13 protein-coding genes and 1 pseudogene are annotated in these 21,700 nt (G+C 66.5%); 7 read left to right on the forward strand and 7 right to left on the reverse strand.

The features are described 5' to 3' along the window. Positions 1-299, reverse strand: a pseudogene (locus tag MRY84_RS22980) (hypothetical protein); the annotation flags it as partial. A gap of 355 nt (positions 300-654) precedes the next feature. On the opposite strand from MRY84_RS22980, the gene gstA reads away from it, so the two are divergent. From gstA to MRY84_RS23000, 4 genes are all read left to right on the forward strand, one after another. Then, positions 655-1,263 (forward strand): glutathione transferase GstA, encoded by a 609-nt coding sequence (gene gstA / locus MRY84_RS22985; protein ID WP_291507979.1) that lies wholly within the window; start codon positions 655-657, stop codon positions 1,261-1,263. Between the two features lie 299 nt (positions 1,264-1,562). Beyond that, positions 1,563-2,594: an alpha/beta hydrolase fold domain-containing protein gene (locus MRY84_RS22990; protein WP_291507980.1), complete on the forward strand. Its 1,032-nt coding sequence runs from the start codon at positions 1,563-1,565 to the stop codon at positions 2,592-2,594. Positions 2,595-2,921: 327 nt separating this feature from the next. Continuing rightward, positions 2,922-4,835, forward strand: coding sequence for a hypothetical protein (locus MRY84_RS22995; protein WP_291507981.1), 1,914 nt, complete (start codon positions 2,922-2,924; stop codon positions 4,833-4,835). Between the two features lie 242 nt (positions 4,836-5,077). Next, entirely contained in the window at positions 5,078-6,184 is a 1,107-nt protein-coding gene (locus MRY84_RS23000; RefSeq protein ID WP_291507982.1) for an alkene reductase, read from the forward strand. A gap of 301 nt (positions 6,185-6,485) precedes the next feature. On the opposite strand, the gene MRY84_RS23005 is transcribed toward MRY84_RS23000, so the two are convergent. The 3 genes from MRY84_RS23005 to MRY84_RS23015 all read right to left on the reverse strand — a co-directional run bounded on the left by MRY84_RS23005 (position 6,486) and on the right by MRY84_RS23015 (position 11,286). Beyond that, positions 6,486-7,073 (reverse strand): hemerythrin domain-containing protein, encoded by a 588-nt coding sequence (locus MRY84_RS23005; RefSeq protein ID WP_291507983.1) that lies wholly within the window; start codon positions 7,071-7,073, stop codon positions 6,486-6,488. A gap of 165 nt (positions 7,074-7,238) precedes the next feature. Next, positions 7,239-8,870: a methyl-accepting chemotaxis protein gene (locus MRY84_RS23010; protein WP_291507984.1), complete on the reverse strand. Its 1,632-nt coding sequence runs from the start codon at positions 8,868-8,870 to the stop codon at positions 7,239-7,241. A 130-nt stretch (positions 8,871-9,000) separates the two neighbouring features. Beyond that, on the reverse strand, positions 9,001-11,286 hold the full coding sequence (locus MRY84_RS23015; protein WP_291507985.1) for a heavy metal translocating P-type ATPase: 2,286 nt from the start codon (positions 11,284-11,286) through the stop codon (positions 9,001-9,003). Between the two features lie 160 nt (positions 11,287-11,446). Between MRY84_RS23015 and MRY84_RS23020 the strand changes: the two genes are divergently transcribed. Then, positions 11,447-11,659, forward strand: a complete 213-nt coding sequence (locus tag MRY84_RS23020; RefSeq protein ID WP_291507986.1) for a cation transporter — start codon at positions 11,447-11,449, stop codon at positions 11,657-11,659. A gap of 16 nt (positions 11,660-11,675) precedes the next feature. Continuing rightward, positions 11,676-12,155 (forward strand): Cu(I)-responsive transcriptional regulator, encoded by a 480-nt coding sequence (gene cueR / locus MRY84_RS23025; protein WP_291507987.1) that lies wholly within the window; start codon positions 11,676-11,678, stop codon positions 12,153-12,155. Positions 12,156-12,196: 41 nt separating this feature from the next. Here cueR and MRY84_RS23030 read toward each other — a convergent pair whose 3' ends face one another. Beyond that, positions 12,197-13,198 carry a recombination-associated protein RdgC gene (locus MRY84_RS23030; RefSeq protein ID WP_291507988.1) on the reverse strand — a complete coding sequence of 334 codons (1,002 nt, stop codon included), beginning with the start codon at positions 13,196-13,198 and terminating at the stop codon, positions 12,197-12,199. Between the two features lie 222 nt (positions 13,199-13,420). Between MRY84_RS23030 and MRY84_RS23035 the strand changes: the two genes are divergently transcribed. Further along, positions 13,421-13,984 (forward strand): Spy/CpxP family protein refolding chaperone, encoded by a 564-nt coding sequence (locus MRY84_RS23035; protein ID WP_291507989.1) that lies wholly within the window; start codon positions 13,421-13,423, stop codon positions 13,982-13,984. Between the two features lie 1,192 nt (positions 13,985-15,176). Here MRY84_RS23035 and MRY84_RS23040 read toward each other — a convergent pair. Further along, positions 15,177-20,054, reverse strand: a complete 4,878-nt coding sequence (locus MRY84_RS23040) for an EAL domain-containing protein (RefSeq protein WP_291507990.1) — start codon at positions 20,052-20,054, stop codon at positions 15,177-15,179. Between the two features lie 322 nt (positions 20,055-20,376). Continuing rightward, entirely contained in the window at positions 20,377-21,477 is a 1,101-nt protein-coding gene (locus MRY84_RS23045) for a 3-deoxy-7-phosphoheptulonate synthase (RefSeq protein WP_291507991.1), read from the reverse strand. Positions 21,478-21,700 lie beyond the last annotated feature (223 nt).

A 21,700-nucleotide genomic window follows, 5' to 3' on the forward strand; every position in this document is an offset into this window, starting at 1 on the left:
ATGCCCAGGTCCGCTGCGCTCTCGGGGGTGAGCAGCAAGGGCTTGGTCGGTGCCTGCACCATCTGGGCCAGTGTGGTGCTGGGGGCGTTGTCGGTGGGGGCGAAGAGGGAGGTGCTGGCCAGGGCGGGGTCAGCCTGGGGGTCGGGCTGGGCGTAGCCGCCTGGGCCGCTGTCGGCAAAGGCGCCTGCGTGGTCCTGGGGCTGGTCTGTGTAGCTGTTGAATGCACTGCCAGGAGCGGGCGGGCTGGCCAGATCGCCAGGGGCTGGCGCGTAGGTGGAGGCGGAGGGTGCGACTTGCATGGCGCGCGACTGTGCCTATAGGCATCAGCGCGCGAAACTGGGAAGGCTCCTAGCTAGGGACGTTCCTAGCTGGGAATGCCCCCTACATGGGGGTAGGCCGGGGTGGGCGGCGGAGAATGCAGGGGATCGGGCTATAGGGCAAGCGGGAATTGCGCAAATAGCTATTGAAACAGGAGCGGTCTGCACACGGGAAACGCATGCGACGGGGCTGCGCGGGTTACAGACTTTTACCGGGTGAGAACTGCAGAGGTATGACCGAGGCCACCCCCACTGTCGTCCGACAAAAAAACAGCGGAACGCATAGCATCGACGGCTTCAACGTTTGTCGCTCTTTCGCGAATTCAAGGACCGATCCATGAAGCTCTACTACTCCCCCGGCGCCTGCTCCCTCTCCCCCCACATCGCCTTGCACGAAGCGGGCCTGGCATTCACCCCCGTGCTGGCCAGCACCAAGAGCCACAAGCTGCAGGACGGCACGGATTACTACACCATCAATCCACTCGGCTACGTACCCATGCTGGAACTGGACGACGGCACCCGCCTGCGCGAAGGCCCGGCCATCGTGCAGTACATCGCTGACCAGGTGCCGCTCAAGATGCTGGCGCCGCAAAACGGCAGCCTGCAGCGCTACCGCCTGCAGGAGTGGCTCACCTTCATCGGCACCGAACTGCACAAGGGCTTCAGTCCCTTGTTCAAGCCCAACACGCCCGAGGACTACAAGCCCATCGTTCGCGAGGCACTGCAGCAGCGGCTGCAGTGGGTGGATGGCCAGCTCGCGGGAAGGCAGTTCTTGATGGGCGACCAGTTCACCGTGGCCGACGGCTACCTGTTCACCGTGACCAACTGGGCCAAGCCCACCAACGTCGAAATCTCGGGTCTGGCCCATCTGGCCGCCTACCGCGAACGCGTGGGCGCACGGCCGGCGGTGCAGGCGGCCATGAAGGCCGAAGGCCTGCTCAAGTAGCACACCAGCCTTGGAGCCTGTAGGGCTTGGAAACCGCTTCAAGTCAGGCAGGTTCCTAGTGCGCGAGGGCTCCACTACCTTTCGCACACCACTTTTCACCGTCGATACCGGCGCTTCACAGAAGCGCAACACGTCCCCGATGCAATGCCCTTCCACAACACAGGGCGTTACTACAACGTCGCGGTAGGTATCGAAGAGCCTGCGCCACCGGGAGACCGATGGGCGCCGCCGATACCACCACGGTCCCCGCGACAGGGGAGAGCGTCCTGGACACCTATTTCCGAAGAGGAGGGAGTTCCATGACGTCAATACCTGCTGTGCCGCGCCCGGCCCGGACCCACATGGCTTGGCTGCTCGCGGCCGCCTTGCTTGCCGCCTGCGGCGGGGGCGGCAATGACGACAACGGCACCGCGGCGGCCACCGCGCTGGGACCCTTTTCCACAGCTTCTGCGCCAGGGTGTCAACCCGACGCACCGCGCGCTGCGCCGGCGCAAGACTTCATCACCCTTTGCTGGGGCGCTGAAGGCTGGCATGAACCCACGCTGGACGACAAAGCCCTGCAGCAGAACCTGGACTTCTACCCGGCCCCGGCGCAGTTGGCCGCCGCGCCACTGATCGTCTGGGCACATCCCAACGGCATGAGCAAGGAGCTGCCCGAAGGCAGTGCACTGCGCCGAGCCCTGCTGCCGCCCGCGCGGGACGCGGGCTATGCCTTTGCCTCGCTGGAATTCCGTCACCCCGTCACCAACGCATCGCCCGAGCCGGGCGGACCGGTGCCCCACACCGACATTGCCCAGGCCCTGAACTACCTGGTCACACACGCCCAGGCGCTGCGCATCGACCCGCGCAACATCTTTCTGGTGGGCCAGTCGCGCGGCACGCTGGGGGTGTGGACGGCCATGCAACCCGTCAGCACATCGCCGGCCGTGCGCGCCGTGTTTGCCGTCAACGCGCAGACCAGCTACCGCGGCGAAGACTTCGCGCAGTGGTTCCTGGTCCAGCCCCATCACGAGTTGTTCCTGCAGACGTTCCACGGCCGCAACCCCAACGCTGACCGCTACGGCAGCGCCGTGCGCGACGTGACCCGCCAGGCACCCCCCATTCAACTGCGCTACGACAGCCCCGTGGTCGGTCGGCCCCTCACCCTCACACAGATGCAACAGCAGGACGCCCTGCACTACCCGGACTTCGGGCCGGCCCTGTGCAACGCCTATGCCGCAGCCCAGGCCACAGCTTCCTGCAGCTATGTGGCCGATGCCCGCCTGCACGACCACCCCGCCCTGGCCTATGAGGGGTACGTGCAATTTTTCGACCGGCACCGAGCCCGCTAAGGATCCTCTGCCCGGATCCCGCTTCCACTCCCGCTAGCCCAGTGTGCGCTGCGGATCGGGATGTGCTGCTGCAAAGCGCAGCCATCGCCGCAGCAACCGCCGCAGCGACGGCGGGCATTTTGTTGCCGCAGCAGACCGCACAAGCCCGTAGATGCACACAGCGTGGTGATTCGCGCGGAAGACCCCTGGCTTATTCAACCCTCGAGAGGAGGCACCTCCCACCAGCACCCCCCACCCCTCACATCACGGGGCGGATACGCGCCTGACCCAGGCCGGAGACCACGCCCCGAAAGCCAAGAAAACCAACCAATTTTCCGGAGGATCCATATGAAACGACTACGACATACGCTTGGGATTGCCCTGCTATCGAGCCTGCTGCACGGCTGCGGCGGGGGAAGCACCGACACTGCGACGGACACGGCCAAGCTCACCCTGACGGCTGCCAGCACGGCCGACGACGAGGGGGCTGGCATCACGCCCGCTGCGCTAGAAGGGGTGCGCCCCCGCCATGCGGGCGGTGCAGCCATCAACCTGGTCGGGCTGACATCTGAAAACTCGGACATGCCTACCATCGACCTGGCCAAGCGCATGCAGAAGTGGGCGCCGACCGACAAGAACGGCAAGTGGCATTCCAGGCCCTACGAGGTGCTGGACCTGGATGCCAACGGCTGGGTCAAGAGCCTGCCCACCGACCCCGACAGCGCAGGTTACGCCACCGTCAGCTCCGCCATCCTGGACAACTACGATCCCAAGGCACGGCTCACGGGCGTCTACCACGTCTACTTTGATGGGGAAGGCGAATTCTTCATTGGGGGCGCCTCGGCCGAGAACTTCAAGATCGTCAGCCCGGGCCATGCCACCTTCAACATGGCCAACAACGCCAGGCTGCGCGAGAACCTGTTCATCAGCATCTCCAAGATCACGGTCGGCAACCACCTGCGCAACATCCGCATCCTGCCGCCGGGCGGCATCTGCAGCGACAACGTCTACCGCTGGGTTCCCGCCAGCAGCGCCTGTAGCGGCGGCAGCACCTACACGTCGCTGGTCGACCTGTCGGCCACCCAGCTGTGGTTCCCCAACTTCCTGGGCGACCTCAACGGCTACCGCGCCATCCGCTTCATGGACTGGTTCAAGACCAACAGCTCCCAGCTGGCTGAATGGATGGATCGGCCGCTGAAAAACGACTACACCTGGAACACCGAGTTTGGCGTGCCCATTGGCGTATCCCTCAACCTGGCCAACACCCTGAAGGCCGACGCCTGGCTCAACATCCCCTACCACGCCAGCGACGACTATGCCCGGCGCATGGCCCAGCAGGTCAAGCAAGGCCTGAACCCCGCTGCCAAGTTCATCGTGGAATATGGCAACGAGCCGTGGAACAGCGCGCCGGGCTTCTATGAAAACTACCTCTGGCTTGCCGAACAAGGACTGGAAAAATTTGGAGACAAAGGCAGCCGACACGATCGCGTCATCAACTACTACGCCCTGCGCTCCAGCGAGCTCTGCCAGATCATCAAGGAGGAGTTCAGCGCAGAAGCGTCGCGCGTGCAATGCGTGGTCAACCAGCAAATCTCCGTGGTCGATCCCGACCTTCCGCTGCTGCGATGCCCGCTGGCCGTGGCAGCAGGCCTCATCCAAGAGAACTGCGCCCGTGCCATCGATGCAGTCGCCGTGGCTCCGTATGTGGGCGGCTATCTGGGCGACAACGACCATATCGCGGCCGTGGCGAAGTGGACCACGGAGCCCGATGGCGGGCTGAACACCCTCTTCCGGGAACTGCGCGCCAAGGATGCCAATGGCCAACCCATTGCCGACACCCCGCTCAAATCGCCCGACATCCCCCATGGGGCGATCGATCTGGTGACCAGCTGGATCAACGGCCAAAAAGCCATCGTTTCCGACAAAAACTTCCGAAAGCCCTTGTTTGCCTACGAAGGCGGCCAGCACTTATCCGTGGTGGGTGCCCCCAACCAAGCTGTCACCGACCTGTTCACCCAAGCCAACCGCTACCCCCGCATGGGCGATGTGTACCGCGATCTGATGGGCGCATGGACCAACGCCAACGGCACCGCCCCCGGCCAGGTCTTCGCCTTTTTCAACAATGTCTACAAACCCGGCCACTACGGCGCCTGGGGTCTGCGCGAAGCCGCATTCGACGACGCCGCCAGCAACCCCAAGTGGGTGGCCGTGAAGCCTTACCGCGAAACCCTGCCCTGCTGGTGGACCGGCTGCAGCCGATAGGCTGACGAGCCCTCCGCGCGGCCTGCGACGCCATCCCGGCGGCTCGCAGGCCGCGCGCACGCGCACCCCGCTCACGCGGCCCCAGCACAAACTCAAAAACCTTGCATGACTTCGCGCAGTGCAAGCCTGGCGCGAGCGCAGTACGCTGTACAGGTCTGAAAGCGTGTTGGAGCGCGTTGTCATGCCTTCTCATGGCGCTCGCGTGTCCGCGTTCTTGTTGTGCGCAATGTTCTGGAGTCCGCATGAAATCCCTGTTTGAAAGCACCCGCGCTGGCGATCTGGCTCTGGCCAACCGCATCGCCATGGCCCCCCTCACCCGCAACCGGTCGCCCGAGGCGATCCCGACCGAGCTGGTCGCCACCTACTACGCCCAGCGTGCCAGCGCCGGGCTCATCATTTCTGAGGCCACGGCCATCAGCCCGCAAGGCCAGGGCTACGCCGACGTGCCCGGCCTGTACGGCACCGAACAGCTGGACGGCTGGAAGAAGGTGACCCATGCCGTCCACGAAGCCGGCGGCAAGATCGTCGTGCAGCTGTGGCACGTGGGTCGCGTCTCGCACACCGACCTGCAGCCGGGCAACGCAGCGCCCGTGGCGCCATCCGCCATCCGCGCGCACACCAAGACGGTTCTTATCAAGAATGGCGTGCCCACCTTCACCGAAACGTCCCAGCCCCGTGCGCTCGACGCCGAAGAGCTGCCCGGCATCGTGCAGGACTACCGCCACGCTGCGCGCCATGCCATCGCGGCCGGCTTTGACGGCGTGGAAATCCACGCCGCCAATGGCTACCTGATCGACCAGTTCCTCAAGACCGGCGCCAACCGCCGCACCGACGACTACGGCGGCAGCATCGAGAACCGCGCACGCCTGCTGCTGGAGGTGACGCGCGCCATCGTTGAAGAAATCGGCGGTGGACGCACCGGCATCCGCCTGTCGCCCGTGACGACCGCCAACGACATCGTGGACGACAACCCCCAGCCCCTGTTTGAACACGTGGTGCGCGAGCTCGCCCCGCTGGGCCTGGCCTACGTGCACGTGATCGAGGGCGCAACCGGCGGCCCACGCGAAGTGGAGGGCCGCCCGTTCGACTACGCCGCGCTGCGGACTGCCTACCGGGCCGCAGGCGGGCAAGGCGCCTGGATGGTGAACAACGCCTACACCCGCGAGCTGGCCGAAGCCGCCCTGGCCGACGGCGCCGACATCGTGGCCTTCGGCCGCCCCTTCATCGCCAATCCCGACCTGGTGGAACGACTGCGGCGCAATGCCCCTTTGAATGAAGTCCACCGCGCCACGCTTTATGGCGGCGGGGCCGAGGGGTATACGGACTACCCGGCGCTCGCTACAGGCTGAGGATTTGTTCACCAATACAGGCGTTCAGGACGGTCCGCATCACTCCCTGCTGGCGGTGCCAGCGCGGCGTCGGGTAGTCCGCGGCGTTGCTTTTCTTGCCAACAGCATGGCTATTGACTGCGAAAAGGCGCCGTGCGGCCCATCGAGATCCACATGTGCCGGGCCACAAGCGTTATGACGACCATCCTTCATGCAGCCTACGCCGGTTGAAAGTGGCGCTGCCGAAGCGTGGGCCGCCGCGCAAGGGCCGCCCCGCCGCGCTGGCGGCGTCCCCCCTTTGGGGGAAGACGCCGAAGGCGGCTCAGGGGGGGCTTCCCAGCCCTATCGGGCTGGGCGCGCGCATCACGATGCGCGTGAACAGGCGGTCGTACACCGGATTGCGCGGCTTGCCGGGCGCCAGCGGATCGCTGTTGCTGGCAAAAGCCACGTCGATGGCGGCCCAGTCGGCGGGGGTCAAGTGCTGCTGCGCTGCGGGGATCACCACGGTTTCCTCCACGCGCATGTGCTCCAGATAAAAGCGGATGTAGCCGTCCAGCGCCTTCACAAAGAGGTCACGGCGCGCTTCGCCCATCAGTTCCCACGCCACCAGCAGGTGCTGCAGTTCGCGCACAGCCGCCTCGCCGCCGCGGTGGTCGCGTTCCAGCTGCGCGATGGCCTGCGCGGTCTCGGCGCAGCGCTCGGCCACCTTCGGAAAGAGCCACTGCGACTCCTTGGGATGGTGCTGGCGCTCCGGAAACTCGTCGATGTAGAACAGCATCGCCCGCATCACATCAAAGAACGCGGCGGGATCATTGCCCGGCCCCTGGTCGAGCATCAAACGCAGCGAATGGAGGATGGCGGCGAGCGATGCGTGCTCTTCACGAATGGTTCGCAGGCAGATCGATGACATGGCGCAATCCCCAAGTTGGCTAACGGTAGCCAGATTGCCATGAGACCTGCTGGGACAGCCTGACACAGATCAAGACACGCGACGGCCGAATGACCGTCACACGCTTGCCGGGCGATGGCCCGGCGCGACAGGCTCAGAACCGGTCCAAGCTCGCTTGAATCGGTGCTACGCGCTCCTGTCCATTCCGATGCCGGGGAGGGTGGGCCGCGCCAGCGCCATCGCGGCTGGACCATCGTCCGCCAGCCGGAACTGCTGCACCACCTGCGACAGGCGCGCGGCCTGCTCGCGCAGCGAGTCGGCGGCCGCGGCGGATTCCTCCACGAGCGCAGCGTTCTGCTGCGTCATGCGATCAATCTCGCCCACCGACTGGTTCACCTGGCCGATACCGGCCGACTGCTCGGACGCGGCCGCGCTGATCTCGCCAATGATGTCGCCCACACGCTGCACGCTGGTCACGATCTCGTTCATGGCCGTGCCCGCGTCTTCCACATGGCGCACGCCGCCATCCACGGCCGTGACGCTGCTGTTGATCAGGGCCTTGATGTCGCTGGCAGCCGCGGCCGAGCGCTGGGCCAGGCTGCGCACCTCGCTGGCCACCACGGCAAAGCCCCGTCCCTGCTCGCCTGCCCGCGCGGCTTCCACGGCGGCGTTGAGCGCGAGGATGTTGGTCTGGAACGCGATGGAGTCGATCAGGCCAATGATGTCGCCGATCTTGCGGCTGGACGCCGAGATCTCGTGCATGCTGGCCACGGCCTGCTGCACCACCGAGCCGCCGCGCGTGGCGGTGCCGGAGGCGGAAGCGGCCAGCTGGTTGGCCATCTGCGACGACGAGGCCGTCTGCTGCACCGTGGCGGTGAGTTGCGACAGCGACGACACGGCCTCTTGCGCATTGCTGGCCGTTTGTTCCGTGCGCTGGGACAGGTCGTGGTTGCCGCTGGCGATTTCCTGGCTGGCCGTGGCAATGTTGCCGCTGGCATCGCGCACCTGCGCCACCAGCGCCCCCAAACCCTGCTGCATGTCGCGCAGCGCGCGCTGCAGGTCGGCCACCTCGTCCTTGCCCTCGGCCGCAATGTGCTGCGACAGGTCGCCCCCGGCAATGGCCTGGGCCATCTTGCGCGCATCTTCCAGCGGACGGCAGATCGAGTTCATGTTCATCAGCGTGGTGGGCACCACCACCACCACCGTAATCAGCACGGCCAGCACGAAAAGCCACTTGGTCTCACCAGCGACCTGGCCCTGCTCCTTGACCGATTGGGCCACCTCGGCGCGCAGCACGGCGTCCAGCTCCGCCATCAGTTTGTCGGCCTCGGCGAACTCGGCCACGGCCTTGCTGCTCATGCGGTTGGCGATGGTGGCGGTGTCATAGCCGCTGGCCTCCAGCTGGCGCGCCACGTGCCCAAACAGCTCCCGGTAGCTGTCCAGCCGCTTGACGATGTTGCGCACGATGGGGTTGTCCGCGTCTTCAGGGCCTTCGAGGAACTGGCTCGCGATCTTCTTGGCCTTTTCCTGGCTCTCCAGCCATTTGGCATGCGCAGCCTTGACGGCCTCGGGCTTCTCATAGCCGATGATCATGTCCTTCTCGTACTGGCGGATGGCGCCCATCTCGCCGCGCAGCTCGGCCAGCTGGCTGACCTCGGAGAACGACTGCGCCATGAAGTCCTCGCTCATGGCGTGAATGCGGAACATGCCCAGCATGCCCGCACTGCCCAGCAGGCCCAGCAGGCCCAGCACCACGCCGATGGCCCCCAACATGCGCAATCGGATGGTGAAGTGCCGCATGAGCGAGAAGAAATTCATGGTCGTTCGTCCTTCGTAAGAAGAGGTCCGGGCCCGCCCTGAAGCTGAGCCGTCTGGCTGAAAGATTTGCAACAAAGCGTTGCAGTTTGCCAGACATCAATGACCCTCTGAGATTGTCAGAACGTGTTTATCACATGCGCCAGCGCTTCAGTAAGAGGGCATTCGCCATAACACTGACGGAGCTCAAGGCCATGGCGGCTCCCGCAACCACCGGGCTCAGGTAGCCCAACGCCGCCAGGGGGATGCCGGCCACGTTGTAAGCGAACGCCCAGAAGAGGTTCTGCCGGATCTTCATCACCGTGCGGTGCGATATGTCGAGCGCCGCGGCCACCAGCATGGGATCGCCCCGCATCAGCGTGATGCCTGCGGCGTGCATGGCGACATCCGTGCCATTGCCCATGGCGAGGCCCACGTCGGCTGCCGCCAGCGCCGGGGCATCGTTAACGCCGTCGCCCACCATCGCCACATGATGGTGCATTTTTTCCGCACCCTGTTGCAACGCCGCCACCCGGGCCGCCTTGTCGCCCGGCAACACCTCGGCCATCACCTCGCCTGCGCCCGGGTCCAGCCCCAGGCGGCGCGCCATGGCCTCGGCAGCGCCGCGGTTGTCGCCCGAGATCATCACCGTGCGAATACCCCGCGCCTTCAGGGCCGCCAGCGCCGCCAATGCACCGGGCTTGGGCTCGTCACCAAACGCCATCAGCGCCCGCAAGACATACTTCGCCCCTGCGCTCGGCCCCTCGGTCACACGCTGGGCCACCGCCGACACGGTGGCACCCTCGTTCTGCAGCGCCTGCGCGCGCGCCGCCAGTGGACCCAGCTCGACGCCCAGCTCCTGCATCCAGCGCAGGCTGCCCACCAGATAACGCTGGCCCGCCACCTCGCCCTCGGTGCCGCGCCCGGGCACGGCACGCACGTCCAGCGCGGGTTCTACGTCCAGCTGCCGTTCGCCGGCCGCCGCCACCACTGCGCGGGCCAGGGGATGTTCGCTGCCGCTCTGCACGCCCGCGACCACCTTCAGCAGCGCTGACGAATCCACACCGTCTGCCACCTCGAACGCCGTGAGCCGGGGCCGCCCCAACGTGAGCGTGCCGGTCTTGTCGAACGCCACCGTATCGACCTTGTGCGCCAGTTCGAGCGCCTGCGCATCCTTGATCAGAATGCCGTGTCTGGCTGCCACGCCCGTGCCTGCCATGATGGCCGCGGGCGTGGCCAGGCCCAGCGCACAGGGGCAGGCGATCACCATCACGGCCACGGCGTGGATGAGGGCAGCTTCCAGCCCCGCGCCCACCGCCAGCCAGCCCACGAGCGTGACCACCGCCACCACCAGCACCACCGGCACGAACACGGCCGACACTTGGTCCACCAGGCGCTGGATGGGCGCCTTGGCCGCCTGGGCGTCTTCCACCAGCCGGATGATCTGGGCCAGCACCGTCTCGGCGCCGACGGCCGTCACTTCGACCACGATGCGGCCGTCGCCGTTGATGGAGCCCCCCGTCACCTTCGCACCCACATCACGCGCCACCGGCAAGGGCTCGCCAGTCAGCATGGACTCGTCCACCTGCGTGTGCCCCTCCAGCACGATGCCGTCCGCGGGGATCCGCTCGCCCGGCCGCACCACCAGGCGATCGCTCCGCAAAACCTCGGCCACAGGCACGTCCACTTCGCCATCCCGGCCCAGCAGGTGCACCACGTCGGGCCGCAGCGCGTGCAACGCGCGAATGGCGGCCGTGGTCTGGCGCTTGGCCCGCGCCTCCAGCCACTTGCCCAGCAGCACCAACGTGACCACCACGGCCGAAGCCTCGAAGTAAAGGTGCGGAACATGCCCGGGATGATCGGCGGGGGCTGTCAGCCACAGCCACATCGACAGGCCCCAGCCCGCCGTGGTACCCAGCGCCACCAGCAGGTCCATGTTGCCCGACAGCGCCTTGGCCGCATGCCAGCCCGCCTTGTAAAACCGCGCCCCCAGAATGAACTGGACTGGCGTGGCCAGCAGGAACTGCACCCAGGCGGGCAACATCCAGTCCCGCCCGATCAGGTCGCCCACCATGGGCACGACGAGCGGCAACGACAGCGCCAGCCCGATGCCTACGGGCAGGAACCCGGCCCAAGGCGACACGTCGTCATCGGCCTCGGCCGGCCCGGCGGCGCGCGGCTCGTAGCCGGCATTGCGCACGGCGCGGCGCAGCAAGGCCTCCATGGCGGCAGCGTCGCCGGGCCCGGCGCCGGCAGAAAATGCAATGCGGGCCGACTCGGTTGCCAAATTGACGGAGGCTTCCTGCACGCCCGGCACCTTGCGCAACGCGCGCTCGACGCGGCCCACGCAGCTGGCACAGGTCATGCCCGAAATCCCCAGGTCCAGCGAGTGACTGGCCCCGGCCAGGGGGGCGGATGATGGGGTGGTGGTGGTGTTCATGGAATGCATGGTGATCCTTGACGTGATGGCAAGGTCAAGCCCTGTGCCACATCAACCCTCACGCAATCAGAGGTTTCAACATCCCTTGACTTTGCCACCATGTCAAGCTTCACCATCGAGGCTCAACCTTGATCGTTGTTCACTACCCAGGAGTTATTCCATGCAAGCCAACACCGCCACCACCACTTTCCAAGTCCAGGGCATGACCTGCGGCCACTGCGAGCGCGCCGTCACCCAGGCGGTCAAGCAGGTGGACCCCCAGGCGCAAGTCCGCATCGACCGCGCCAGCGGCAAGGTGGACGTGGACAGCACCGCCCCGCGCGAGGCCTTGGCCGCCGCCATCGCCGAAGAGGGCTACACCGTCATGGCCTGACCGCGGGCACCGCTCCATGGCAACCAAGACCACGACGCTCCCCGTCCCCGCCTGGCCCGTGCCCATCGGCACGGCCGCCCGGCGCGCAGGCATCTCGGCCCGCATGGTGCGGCATTACGAATCGCTGGGCCTCATCAGCGGCGTGGCTCGCACTGACAGCGGCTACCGCCAATACACCGAGTCCGACGTGCACACCCTGCACTTCATCCGCCGCAGCCGCGACCTGGGGTTCTCGATGGAGGAAATCGCCGAACTGCTGGGGCTGTGGCGCGACCGCAGCCGCGCCAGCAGCCAGGTCAAGCGCATTGCCCAGGACCACATCGACGACCTGAGCGAACGCATCGCGCAGATGCAGTCCATGCAGCGCACCCTGCAAACCCTGGTGTCGTGCTGCCAGGGCAATGATCGGCCGGATTGCCCGATCCTGGATGACCTGGCAGCGGGACAGGCGACCAGCAAACCAGCCCAGTCCGCACGAAAGCTATCAAAAATATAGCTTGCAGCGCTTGCCAATCAAGCGCTGGAGGCAAAAAAGGCTTAAAAAGGCGCAGACGCCGGATCGGTATCTGCCGGCGCCATGGCCGGACCCGTCACCGCGAGCGCGGACACACTGGCCGTCGCAGCCGCTCCCTGCGCCGCATTCGCCACCCCGCTTTCCGCCTCGCCGCCCAGCGCCTCGATCAGGTCTGGAATCAGCTTGGTCAATTCGCCCGTGGCAATGGCCACGTCGGTGTCAAATCCGCCGTCATCGGCCTTCGTGCCTTCGAACACGGTGTCCAGGAAGGCAATCTTCTTGATCTGCAGCCCCTCCGTCAGCATGAAGGACACGCGGTCGTCCCAGGTCAGGGCAAGCTTGGTGGGGAGCTTGCCCGCGTCGATGTGGGCTTGCACTTCCTCGATGTCCAGGGGGTGGCGGGCGTAACGCACCACGGACTTTTCTTCGCTCGCGCTCTTGAGTTCGCACTCGCGGTCCACCGTGAAGCCCACGGGCGGCTCCTGCTCCTTGAGCCAGTGCGACATCGCGGCCTGCGGGCTGACCTGGGTGTTGATCAGCGACACCGACAGCCCTGGCAGGGATTCGACGAGCAGCGTGACCACTTCATCGGCCCGGCCCTGGCTGGACGTATCGAGCACCAGCAGGCGCGAGGCCGTGTCGATCCACACCCACATCGAGCCCTGCTTGGTGAACGCCATGGGCAGCAGGTCGAGCTTGGCTTCGTCCTTGAGCTCCTTGCTTTCCTTCTTGCCGGGCTTGCGGCCGGTTTCCTTTTCGATGCGCTCGGCCTTCTCCTTCACGCGGCGGGCGAGCACGCTGCCGGGCAGTACCTTGGATTCGACCATGAAGCGCAGGATCCACTGCCCCCCGACCGACTCCACCATCGGCCCGTGCTGCTCGCCGCGCGGCGGCACCCAGCCCAGGGATTTCTCCTGCGTGGCGCCGCACTCCATGAAGGGCGTCTTCGCCAATGCATCTTCCACTTGCGTCAATTCAACCTGCCATTGCGGCGCAATGCGGTACACGATCATGTTCTTGAACACGGAAAACCTTTGCTTGTCTGCGAACGAATGCGCCATTGTCGGTGCTTCGCCTGCGGAGCCTCTCGGGTCCCTCTTCCCGGCGTCACCGTGGGTTTTCTTTCCGCAAACTTTACACAGCCACATCCAAGCGGCACGGACGCGATACACGGCGGGCAGACACTGGCTTCCATCGCTGGAACGGTCGTCCCCGCGAGCTTCCAACCCCGTGAAAGGACTCACACCATGGTTATCAAATTCCAACACCGCCTGGCCGCCACCGCCATGCTGGCTGCCCTGGCCCTGCCCGTGCTGGCCCAGCCCGCCCCCGCCCCCGCCACGCCGCCGGCCGCCGGCGCCACCGCCTCCAAGGGCCAGCCCAAGGCCGACCACCGTGAACGCCGCCAGGCCCACATGGCCCAGCGGATGGCCACACTCAAGGAGCAACTGAAGCTGACGCCCGCCCAGGAGCCCGCATGGGCCACCTACACCGCCGCCCTGCAGCCGGGCGAACGCGGCGCCCGCCTGGACCACCAGGACATGGCCAAGCTCACTACCCCGGAACGCATCGATCGCATGCGGGCCCTGCGCGCGCAGCACGCGGCCGAGGCCGACCGCCGCGGCGAGGCCACCAAGGCTTTCTATGCCACGCTGACGCCCGAGCAGCAGAAGACCTTTGACGCCCAGGCCCACCATGGTCACCGCATGGGCGGCATGAAAGCTCACGGCGAGGGCCGGCATGGACACCGCCACGGCATGCGCGGCGGCGAAGGCCCTGCGCCGCAGCAGCCGGCCACGCCCGCGAAGTAAGAAGCACGCCCAGGCGCGCAATTCTGCCGCCCGCCCTCCACGGTCCGGTTGTTCACAGCCGGCCCTTTTTTTCAAAGCCCGCGATCCTGGCCGGACGCGGGCTTTGTGCTTTCTGGAAGGAATCAGGCAGTGGCGAAGCACCGCTGTGTACAAATCTGTGGAAAGTATTGGCACAACTGACCGGTTATCCACACAAACCGGCGCCCGCGCGAAGTTGTTGCATGCGAGCCCCGCCTTTTGCCCGCGCCGCCACACAGGCTTTGGCGTCACGCAAGTTGGCGCCAGCATTGGCAAAACCGGCCTTGTCCACAGCAAGGGTGCTGCTCTACTACTACTGCTATTTATTGATATACCTATTAAAGAACAACCAGAACTTCCGGAAACCGTGCCGACGCACCCGACAAAAGGCCCCAGTAGAGACCCGGCGTGGCCCTCACCGGGCCAAGCTTCACTGGCGACCGACACACGCCACGGCCTCTCCCATCGCCGAGGGAAACCAGCCTGGGGAAGATGTGAAAGGATCGTCATGGGCCGGACCGCACCACGCCGCCGAGATACCCAAATATTTAAAACACTATCAAATTGATAGCTATCAGCGCTTGTCTGTAAAGCGCAGAGGGCACTTTTGAATGAAACGCGGTGAATAAGCGGGCGGGTGCGTAACACTGGGGATAGTTTTGGCACAACCGGGGAGTTGTCCACATGCCGGGGCCCTGCGTGGCTTTTGTCCCCGTTGCCGCAACAGCGGGAACAGGGCGTGGTGCACAGGCTTGGCGGCCATGCAAGTGCGCGTGGCGCTTGGGAAAACCGGGGTTGTCCACACGCCGGGGCACCCTCTACTATTACGACTATGTATTTATAGAAAACATAAGAAGAAGACAGGGGACAAATGCAGCGCGCCTGCACCGGCTGGGTCGGCACCGCAGGAAGCCCCTGCACGGGGCAGCATGGCCCGGCCTTGGCGGGCGTGAGCGACGCCGTGGCCGGCAGAAATAAAGGCGGGGGCGATGGCTTGGCCGTGCGAAGCCCGCCGCGCGAGTTCTCTACAGGCTCGTGGAAGGGCCTTCCGACACGGCTGTTCCTGCCAGGGCCAGGAACGTTCCACACCAGCGCTGGTTCCGACCTGTTCCAGGAATCGGCCTTTCTCGGCCGCACCCAACCCGTTCAGAGTTGAAAAACCGGAAAAACCAGCTCAGTAGGATGCGCCAGGGCGCAGGAAGGCCTCCAGCAGGTCCGCAGACAGGGGGCGGCTGAAGAGGTAGCCCTGGTAGTGCAGGCACCCCGCGCGGGCCAGCAGCTCGCGTTGCTCGGGGGTTTCCACCCCTTCGGCGATCACGTCCAGGCCCAGGCTGCGGGACAGGCCGATGATGGTGTCCACGATGGCGGCGTCGTTCGGGTCGGTGAGCAAGTCCTGCACGAAGCTTTGATCGATCTTGAGCTGGTCCAGCGGCATGCGCTTGAGATAGCTCAGCGACGAATACCCTGTGCCGAAGTCGTCCAGCGAAAAACCCACCCCCAGCGCGCGCAGCGCCGTCATGGTGGCGATGGTGGTTTCCATGTCTTCCACCAGCAGGCTCTCGGTCAGTTCCAGCTTGAGCAGGCGGGCCGGCGCCCCGGTGATGGCCAGCACGCGGGCCACGTCGTCCACGAAGCTGGCGTGGCGGAACTGGCGCGAGCTCACGTTCACGGCCATGGTCAGGTGGGCCAGCTGCGGGTTGGCCTGCCAGGTGGCCAGCAGCTTGCAGGCCGTGTGCAAAACCCAGCGCCCTAGCGGCAGGATGAGCCCGGTTTCTTCGGCCAGCGGGATGAAATGCGCGGGTGACACCATGCCCCGCTGCGGATGGGCCCAGCGCACCAGCGCCTCCACTCCGACACAGCGGCCCGACAGGTGCATCTGCGGCTGGAAGTGCAGCAAAAATTCTTCTTGGGCCAGCGCGGCGCGCAAATCGGTTTCCAGACCGGCTCGGGCAGTCACCACCGCCTGCATCCCCGGGTCGAAGAAGCGCAGCGTGTTGCGCCCCGCCGTCTTGGCCTGGTACATGGCCAGGTCGGCCTGCTTGAGCAGCTCGCCCACGCTGGTCTGCTCGCCGGTGAACGGCGCGATGCCGATGCTGGGCGTGCTGCGGTACTGGTAGCCCGCCAGTGCATACGGCACGGCCAGCATGGCCAGGATTTTCTCGCCCACGCTGCGCGCGTGCAGGGCCAGCTCGTGCGGCTTGGCGCTGAGCTCCTCGAGCATCACCACGAACTCGTCACCCCCCAGGCGGGCCACCGTGTCCACGCTGCGCACGCAGGTGTTCAGGCGCTGGGCCACCTGCTGCAGCAGCACATCGCCCTGGTCGTGGCCCAGGGTGTCATTGAGCTGCTTGAAGTTGTCCAGATCAATGAACAGCAGCGCCCCCCCCTGCTGGCGCCGCTGGGCGTTGGCCAGCGCGTGGGCCATGCGATCCATCAGCAGCATGCGGTTGGGCAGGCCAGTGAGGGCGTCGTAGAACGCCAGGCGCTGGATCTCGCGCTCATTGGCCTTGCGCTGGCGGATGTCCGTGTTGATGGCCAGGATGGACCGGGGCTGGCCATCGTCTCCGCGCACCAGCGTCCAGCGGCCTTCGACCTCGATGGTGCTGCCGTCGCGGTGGCGCTGCACGATCTCGCCCGTCCATTCGCCCTGCTCCAGCACGACCTGCGTGGCGTGGTGAAAGTGGGATGGATCGTCGTAGAGCAGCGTGTCCACGGACTGGCCGAGCGCCTGCAGCTGCGACCAGCCGTACAGCCTCTCGGCGCTCTTGTTCCAGAAGATGACGCGGTGTTCGAGATCGCGCACCAGGATCGCATCCTGCGCCTTGTCCAGCAAGGAGGCCTGGTGGCGGATACGGGCGTCGGCCAGCTGCCGGTCGATTTCGGACGAGGCGCGCGCCGCGAAGATCTGCAGCGTGGAGGCGACGAAGCCCGTGTCTTCGATGGGCTGGCGGAACAGCACGAACACGATGCCCACCACTTCGCCGTCGGAATTGCACAGCTGCTGGCCTGCGTAGCCTTGGGCCCCCACCAGGCGAAGCACCGGCGCCTCGGGATAGAGCTGCTGAACCTTGTCGCTCACCACATATTCGCGCTGCGACAGCAGCTGGAGGCTGGGTGTGCCTTCCAGCGAGTATTCGTCGTTGGGCAGCATGCGCCCGTCGAGCACGGCCGCCAAGGTGGCGACCCGCGGCGGCTGGCCCGACGCCGTGGGCAAAAGCCGCACCACACAGCCGCCCTGGGCACCCAGCGCGTCGGCCATGTTGCGCACCAGCTGTACAAAGAATTCGGTGCCCGTGCTGGCCGACACGGCCGCCGCCACCTTGAGCACCGAGGCCTGCAGCCGCTGCTGCGCCTTGTGCGCGCGCAGGCTGGTGAGGCCGAAGGCCACGTCGCTGGCGAGCTCCTGCAAGAGGGCAGCCTCGTCGGCGCTGATCTGCAGGATGTCGGGCGCATACAGGTACAGCAGGCCGAACGTGCGGTCCCGTTCGCGCAGGGGCAGGCAGATCACGCCGTGGAAGCCGTGGTGCAGCATGCGCTCGGTCCAGTCGGCGAAATTGCCTTCCTTGCGGATGTCCTGCACGATGACCGGCTGGCCCGTGCGCACGGCGGTGCCCGCCGGGCCCCGGCCAAACGGGTCGTCCTCCGACCAGGAAAGCTGGAGTTTCTCCAGGTAGTTCTGGTGGTAGCCCGCATAGGCCACCGGCTGGATGGACTTGCGCTCGTCGTCCAGCGCAAAGCCCACCCAGCCCATGCGGTAGCCCCCGATGTCCACCGCGATCTGGCACACGGACTGCAGCAAGGCGGTTTCGGAAGTGGCGCGCACCAGCGCTTCGTTGCAGGCGCTCAGCAAGCGCTGCGCCCGGCTCATGCGGGCCAGCTCGCGTTCAGTGCGCAGGCGTTCGGTCACGTCCGTGGCCAGCACCTGGCGCGCCGGCCGGCCGTTGAAGCTGATGCTGCCCGCGGTGATCTCCACGTCCATGAAGCTGCCGTCCTTCTTGACGTGGCGGCTGATGACGGGCTTGTTGCGCTGGTCGGCTGCAATGGCGCGGAGGGTTGCTGCAACGGACTCGCGGCGCTCGGGCGGCCACAGGTCGGTCATGTGCATCGCCAACAGCTCGGTCTCGGTGTAGCCGTAGTGCCGCTCCATCGACTGGTTCACGGCCAGCAGGCGCAGGCTCTCGCGGTCATACACCCACATGGGGTGCGGGTGCTCGTTGAACAGCATGCGGTACTGCTGCTCGGACGCCTTGAGCTGGCCGGCCACGTGACGCAGCTGCACCATGGCCCCCAGCGATTCGGTCAGGATCTCCAGGTGCGCCACATCCCGCCGCGAAAAGGCGTTGGGCTTGTCGGAGGTGACCTTGAGCGAGCCCACCACGCCCTGGGGCGTGCGCAGCGGTACCGCCATGACGGAGCGCACGCCGCGGCGGTGCGGAAGCGAGGTCATGTCCCAGCCTTCGGCCTCCGTGTCGTTGCACACCACCGTCTTTCCCTCGCGCAGCGTGGACCACAGCAGGCTTTGCTCTACCGCCAGCATGTGCCCCACGGGCCGCACGTGGTCGCCCGCGCAGGCCTGCGCTACCAGCTGGTTGCCCTGCAGCAGCTCCACCGCGGCGCCCCGGGCCTGCGTCTGCCGCAGCACCGTGTCGGCCACCAGTTGCAGGACTTCCGGCAGCGGCATGGCCAGCGACGAGATGCGCTGCTGCACATGCAGCAGCTCGGCATGGTTCTGGGCGTCGCGCTGGGCGTCGAGCTCGGTGAGCTTCTGCGCGCTGATGTCGGCCATGCCACCCACCATGCGCACCGCCTTGCCCGCCGAGTCCCGGATCAGGAAGCCGCGGTCCAGCACCCAGGCATAGGTGCCGTCCTGCCGCTGAAAGCGGTACTCGGCCGACCAGTGGTTGTCGGTCCCGTCGATGGCCGCGTGGATGCTGCGCAGGACGCCCTCGCTGTCCTCGGGGTGCAGCCGCAGCGTCCAGGAGGTGCTGTCGGGCGGAAGCTGGTCCAGGGGCACGCCAAAAAGGGTTTGCATGCCTTCGTTCCACCACATGAGGTCGGTGTTCAGGTTCCAGTCCCACACTGCATCGGCCGTGGCACGCGACACCAGCTGGAAGCGTTCGTCGCTTTCGCGGCGCGCCTGCCGGGCGTAGTGCTGGGCGGAGATGTCCTGGAACGCCCCCCGGATGCGCACGATCTGCCCGCTGGCGTCGCGCACCGCCTGCCCCGCCGTGCGCGCCCACAGGCGGATCTCGCCGGGCATGGTCACCTCGGCCTCCTGGTCGAACGGCATGCCATGCTGCATGCACACTTCCAGCGCTGCCTGCACGGACGCGCGGTACGGCGGGCTGTAAAGCTGCAAAACCTGCGCCAGATTGCTGACACGGTGCGACAGCCCATACGCGGCGGCAATCTCCTGCGACCACGTCACCTGCAGGCTGGGCAGCTCCAGCGTCCAAGCCCCAATGCGCGCGATCTGCCCCGCCACGCGCAGGGCCTCGCCCTGGGCCAGCATCTCGGCATGGAGACGGTCCCGGTCTTCTACCAGCTGGGCGAGCAGGCGCTTCTGGCGGCGCAGCTCCAGCTGCACCATGGCCTGATCGGCCAGGATCCTCAAGCCGTCGAGCTGCTCGTCCTGGAGCACCCGCGGCACCGTGTCCATCACCGCCAGCGTGCCCAGGGCAAAACCTTCGGGCGTGACCAGGGGCACGCAGGCATAGGCGCGCACGTGGGGCTCGCCCGTCACGAGTGGATTGCTCGCAAAGATGGGGTGCTGCGTGGTGTCGGGCACCACCATGGCGTCACGTCCGCCGTCCAGGGCATGCGCACAAAACGCGATGGCCCGGTCTGTCTGTGCCAGTGGCACGCCCACCGCGGCTTTGAACCACTGGCGCTCGCTGTCCACGAAGTTGACCACCGCCATCGGGCATTGGCACACCCGCGCCGCAAGCGTGGCCAGCTGGTCAAAGGCGTCTTCGGAGGGCGTGTCGAGAATCGCGTAGGACTGCAGGGCCTCAAGCCGCGCGGATTCCTGGGTGGCGTGCGCGGAAGCCATGGTCAAGCGGCTGCCCTGCCCCGTGGAGCGCGACGCGCCGCGCCCGCCGCTGCGGCCCGGTCGGTGATGCAAGGGGTCGGAAGCGGCATTGTCTGGAAAGGCGTACGACAGGAACGGGTGGAGGGCCAACGCATACCGAGCGGGCGCGCCTTGGTTGTAGGCCAAAAACCTTGAGGCCACAAGCGCGAAATGTCAATGCTACACCTCGGGGCGAGAGCCCGCTGGCGGCCATGCACCAGGGTTTTTCCCAAATGGATGCGCAAGCTTCCGGCAATGTTCTGGCTATGAGCGCCCAACCGCTCGACGTGGGACGCGGCGCGGCTCAGGCGCGTGCCCGCCGCGCCCGCACCGCGGCGGCCAGCTCGTTGAGCACCGGCACGGTCTGCGCCATGCTGATGCACGCATCCGTTACCGACACGCCGTGGCGCAGGGGCTGGCCGGGCACGATGTCCTGGCGTCCCTCCTGCAGGTGGCTTTCGATCATGAGGCCGGTGATGCGCGCATCGCCCGCGGCAATCTGCTGGGCCACTTCGCCAGCCACCGTGATCTGGCGCTGGTGCTGCTTGCTGCTGTTGGCGTGGCTCACGTCGATCATGACCTGTTCGCGCAGGCCGGCAGCCCGCAGCAGCGCGCAGGCCGCGTCTATGTCGGCAGCGCCGTAGTTGGGCTGCTTGCCGCCGCGCAGGATCACATGGCAGTCGTTGTTGCCGCGCGTCTCGAAGATTGCTGCCTGGCCCATCTTGGTCATGCCCATGAAGGCGTGCGATGCCTGGGCCGCCTGGATGGCGTCGCTCGCCACCTTCACGCCGCCGTCGGTGCCATTCTTGAACCCCACGGGGCACGACAGGCCGCTGGCCAGCTGGCGGTGGCTCTGGCTTTCTGTCGTGCGCGCACCGATCGCGCCCCAGCTCACCAGGTCGCTGATGAACTGCGGCGAGAGCAGGTCCAGGAACTCGGTGCCCACCGGCAGGCCCGTGGCCAGCACGTCCAGCAGCAGCTGGCGCGCCAGTTCCAGCCCTTCGTTGATGGCGAAGCTGCCGTCCAGGTGCGGATCGTTGATGTAGCCCTTCCAGCCCACGGTGGTGCGGGGCTTCTCAAAGTACACGCGCATCACGATGAGCAGGTTGTCCTGCAGCGCATCGGCCTGCACCTTGAGCTGGCGCGCGTACTCCATGGCCTGGTCGTGGTCGTGGATGGAGCAGGGCCCCACCACCACGATCAGCCGGTCGTCCTGGCCCTGCAGCACGCGCGAGATGGCGGCGCGGCTGGATTCGACCAGGGTCAGCGCTGCATCGGGCGTAGGCAGCCATTCCTGCAGCAGCGCTGGCGTGATGAGCGGGCGCACGGCCTTGATGCGCGTGTCGTCAATGCGCGTGGTGTCGTGGGTGGAAACGGGGGTGGCGGAGCGGTGTGCGTGGGTCATGGTGGCCCCGATTGTCGCGGAGCCGCCGTTGTCCATGGGCCAGGGATGTGGTCACACGGCCGGAACTGGCGCGGCCCAGGCCAGTGACGCAGAGCAAGGGCCGCCCCGCAGCGAGTGCGTTGCCCCCCTCAGGGGGAAGGCGCCGAAGGCGACACAGGGGGAGCCTCTACGGTCTGCGAAACGCCGCGTTCTGCCGTGCCCAGTGCCGCGATTGCAGGAGGTC

It is taken from the genome of Acidovorax sp. (assembly GCF_022763525.1).
Taxonomy (GTDB): Bacteria; Pseudomonadota; Gammaproteobacteria; order Burkholderiales; family Burkholderiaceae_C; genus Acidovorax.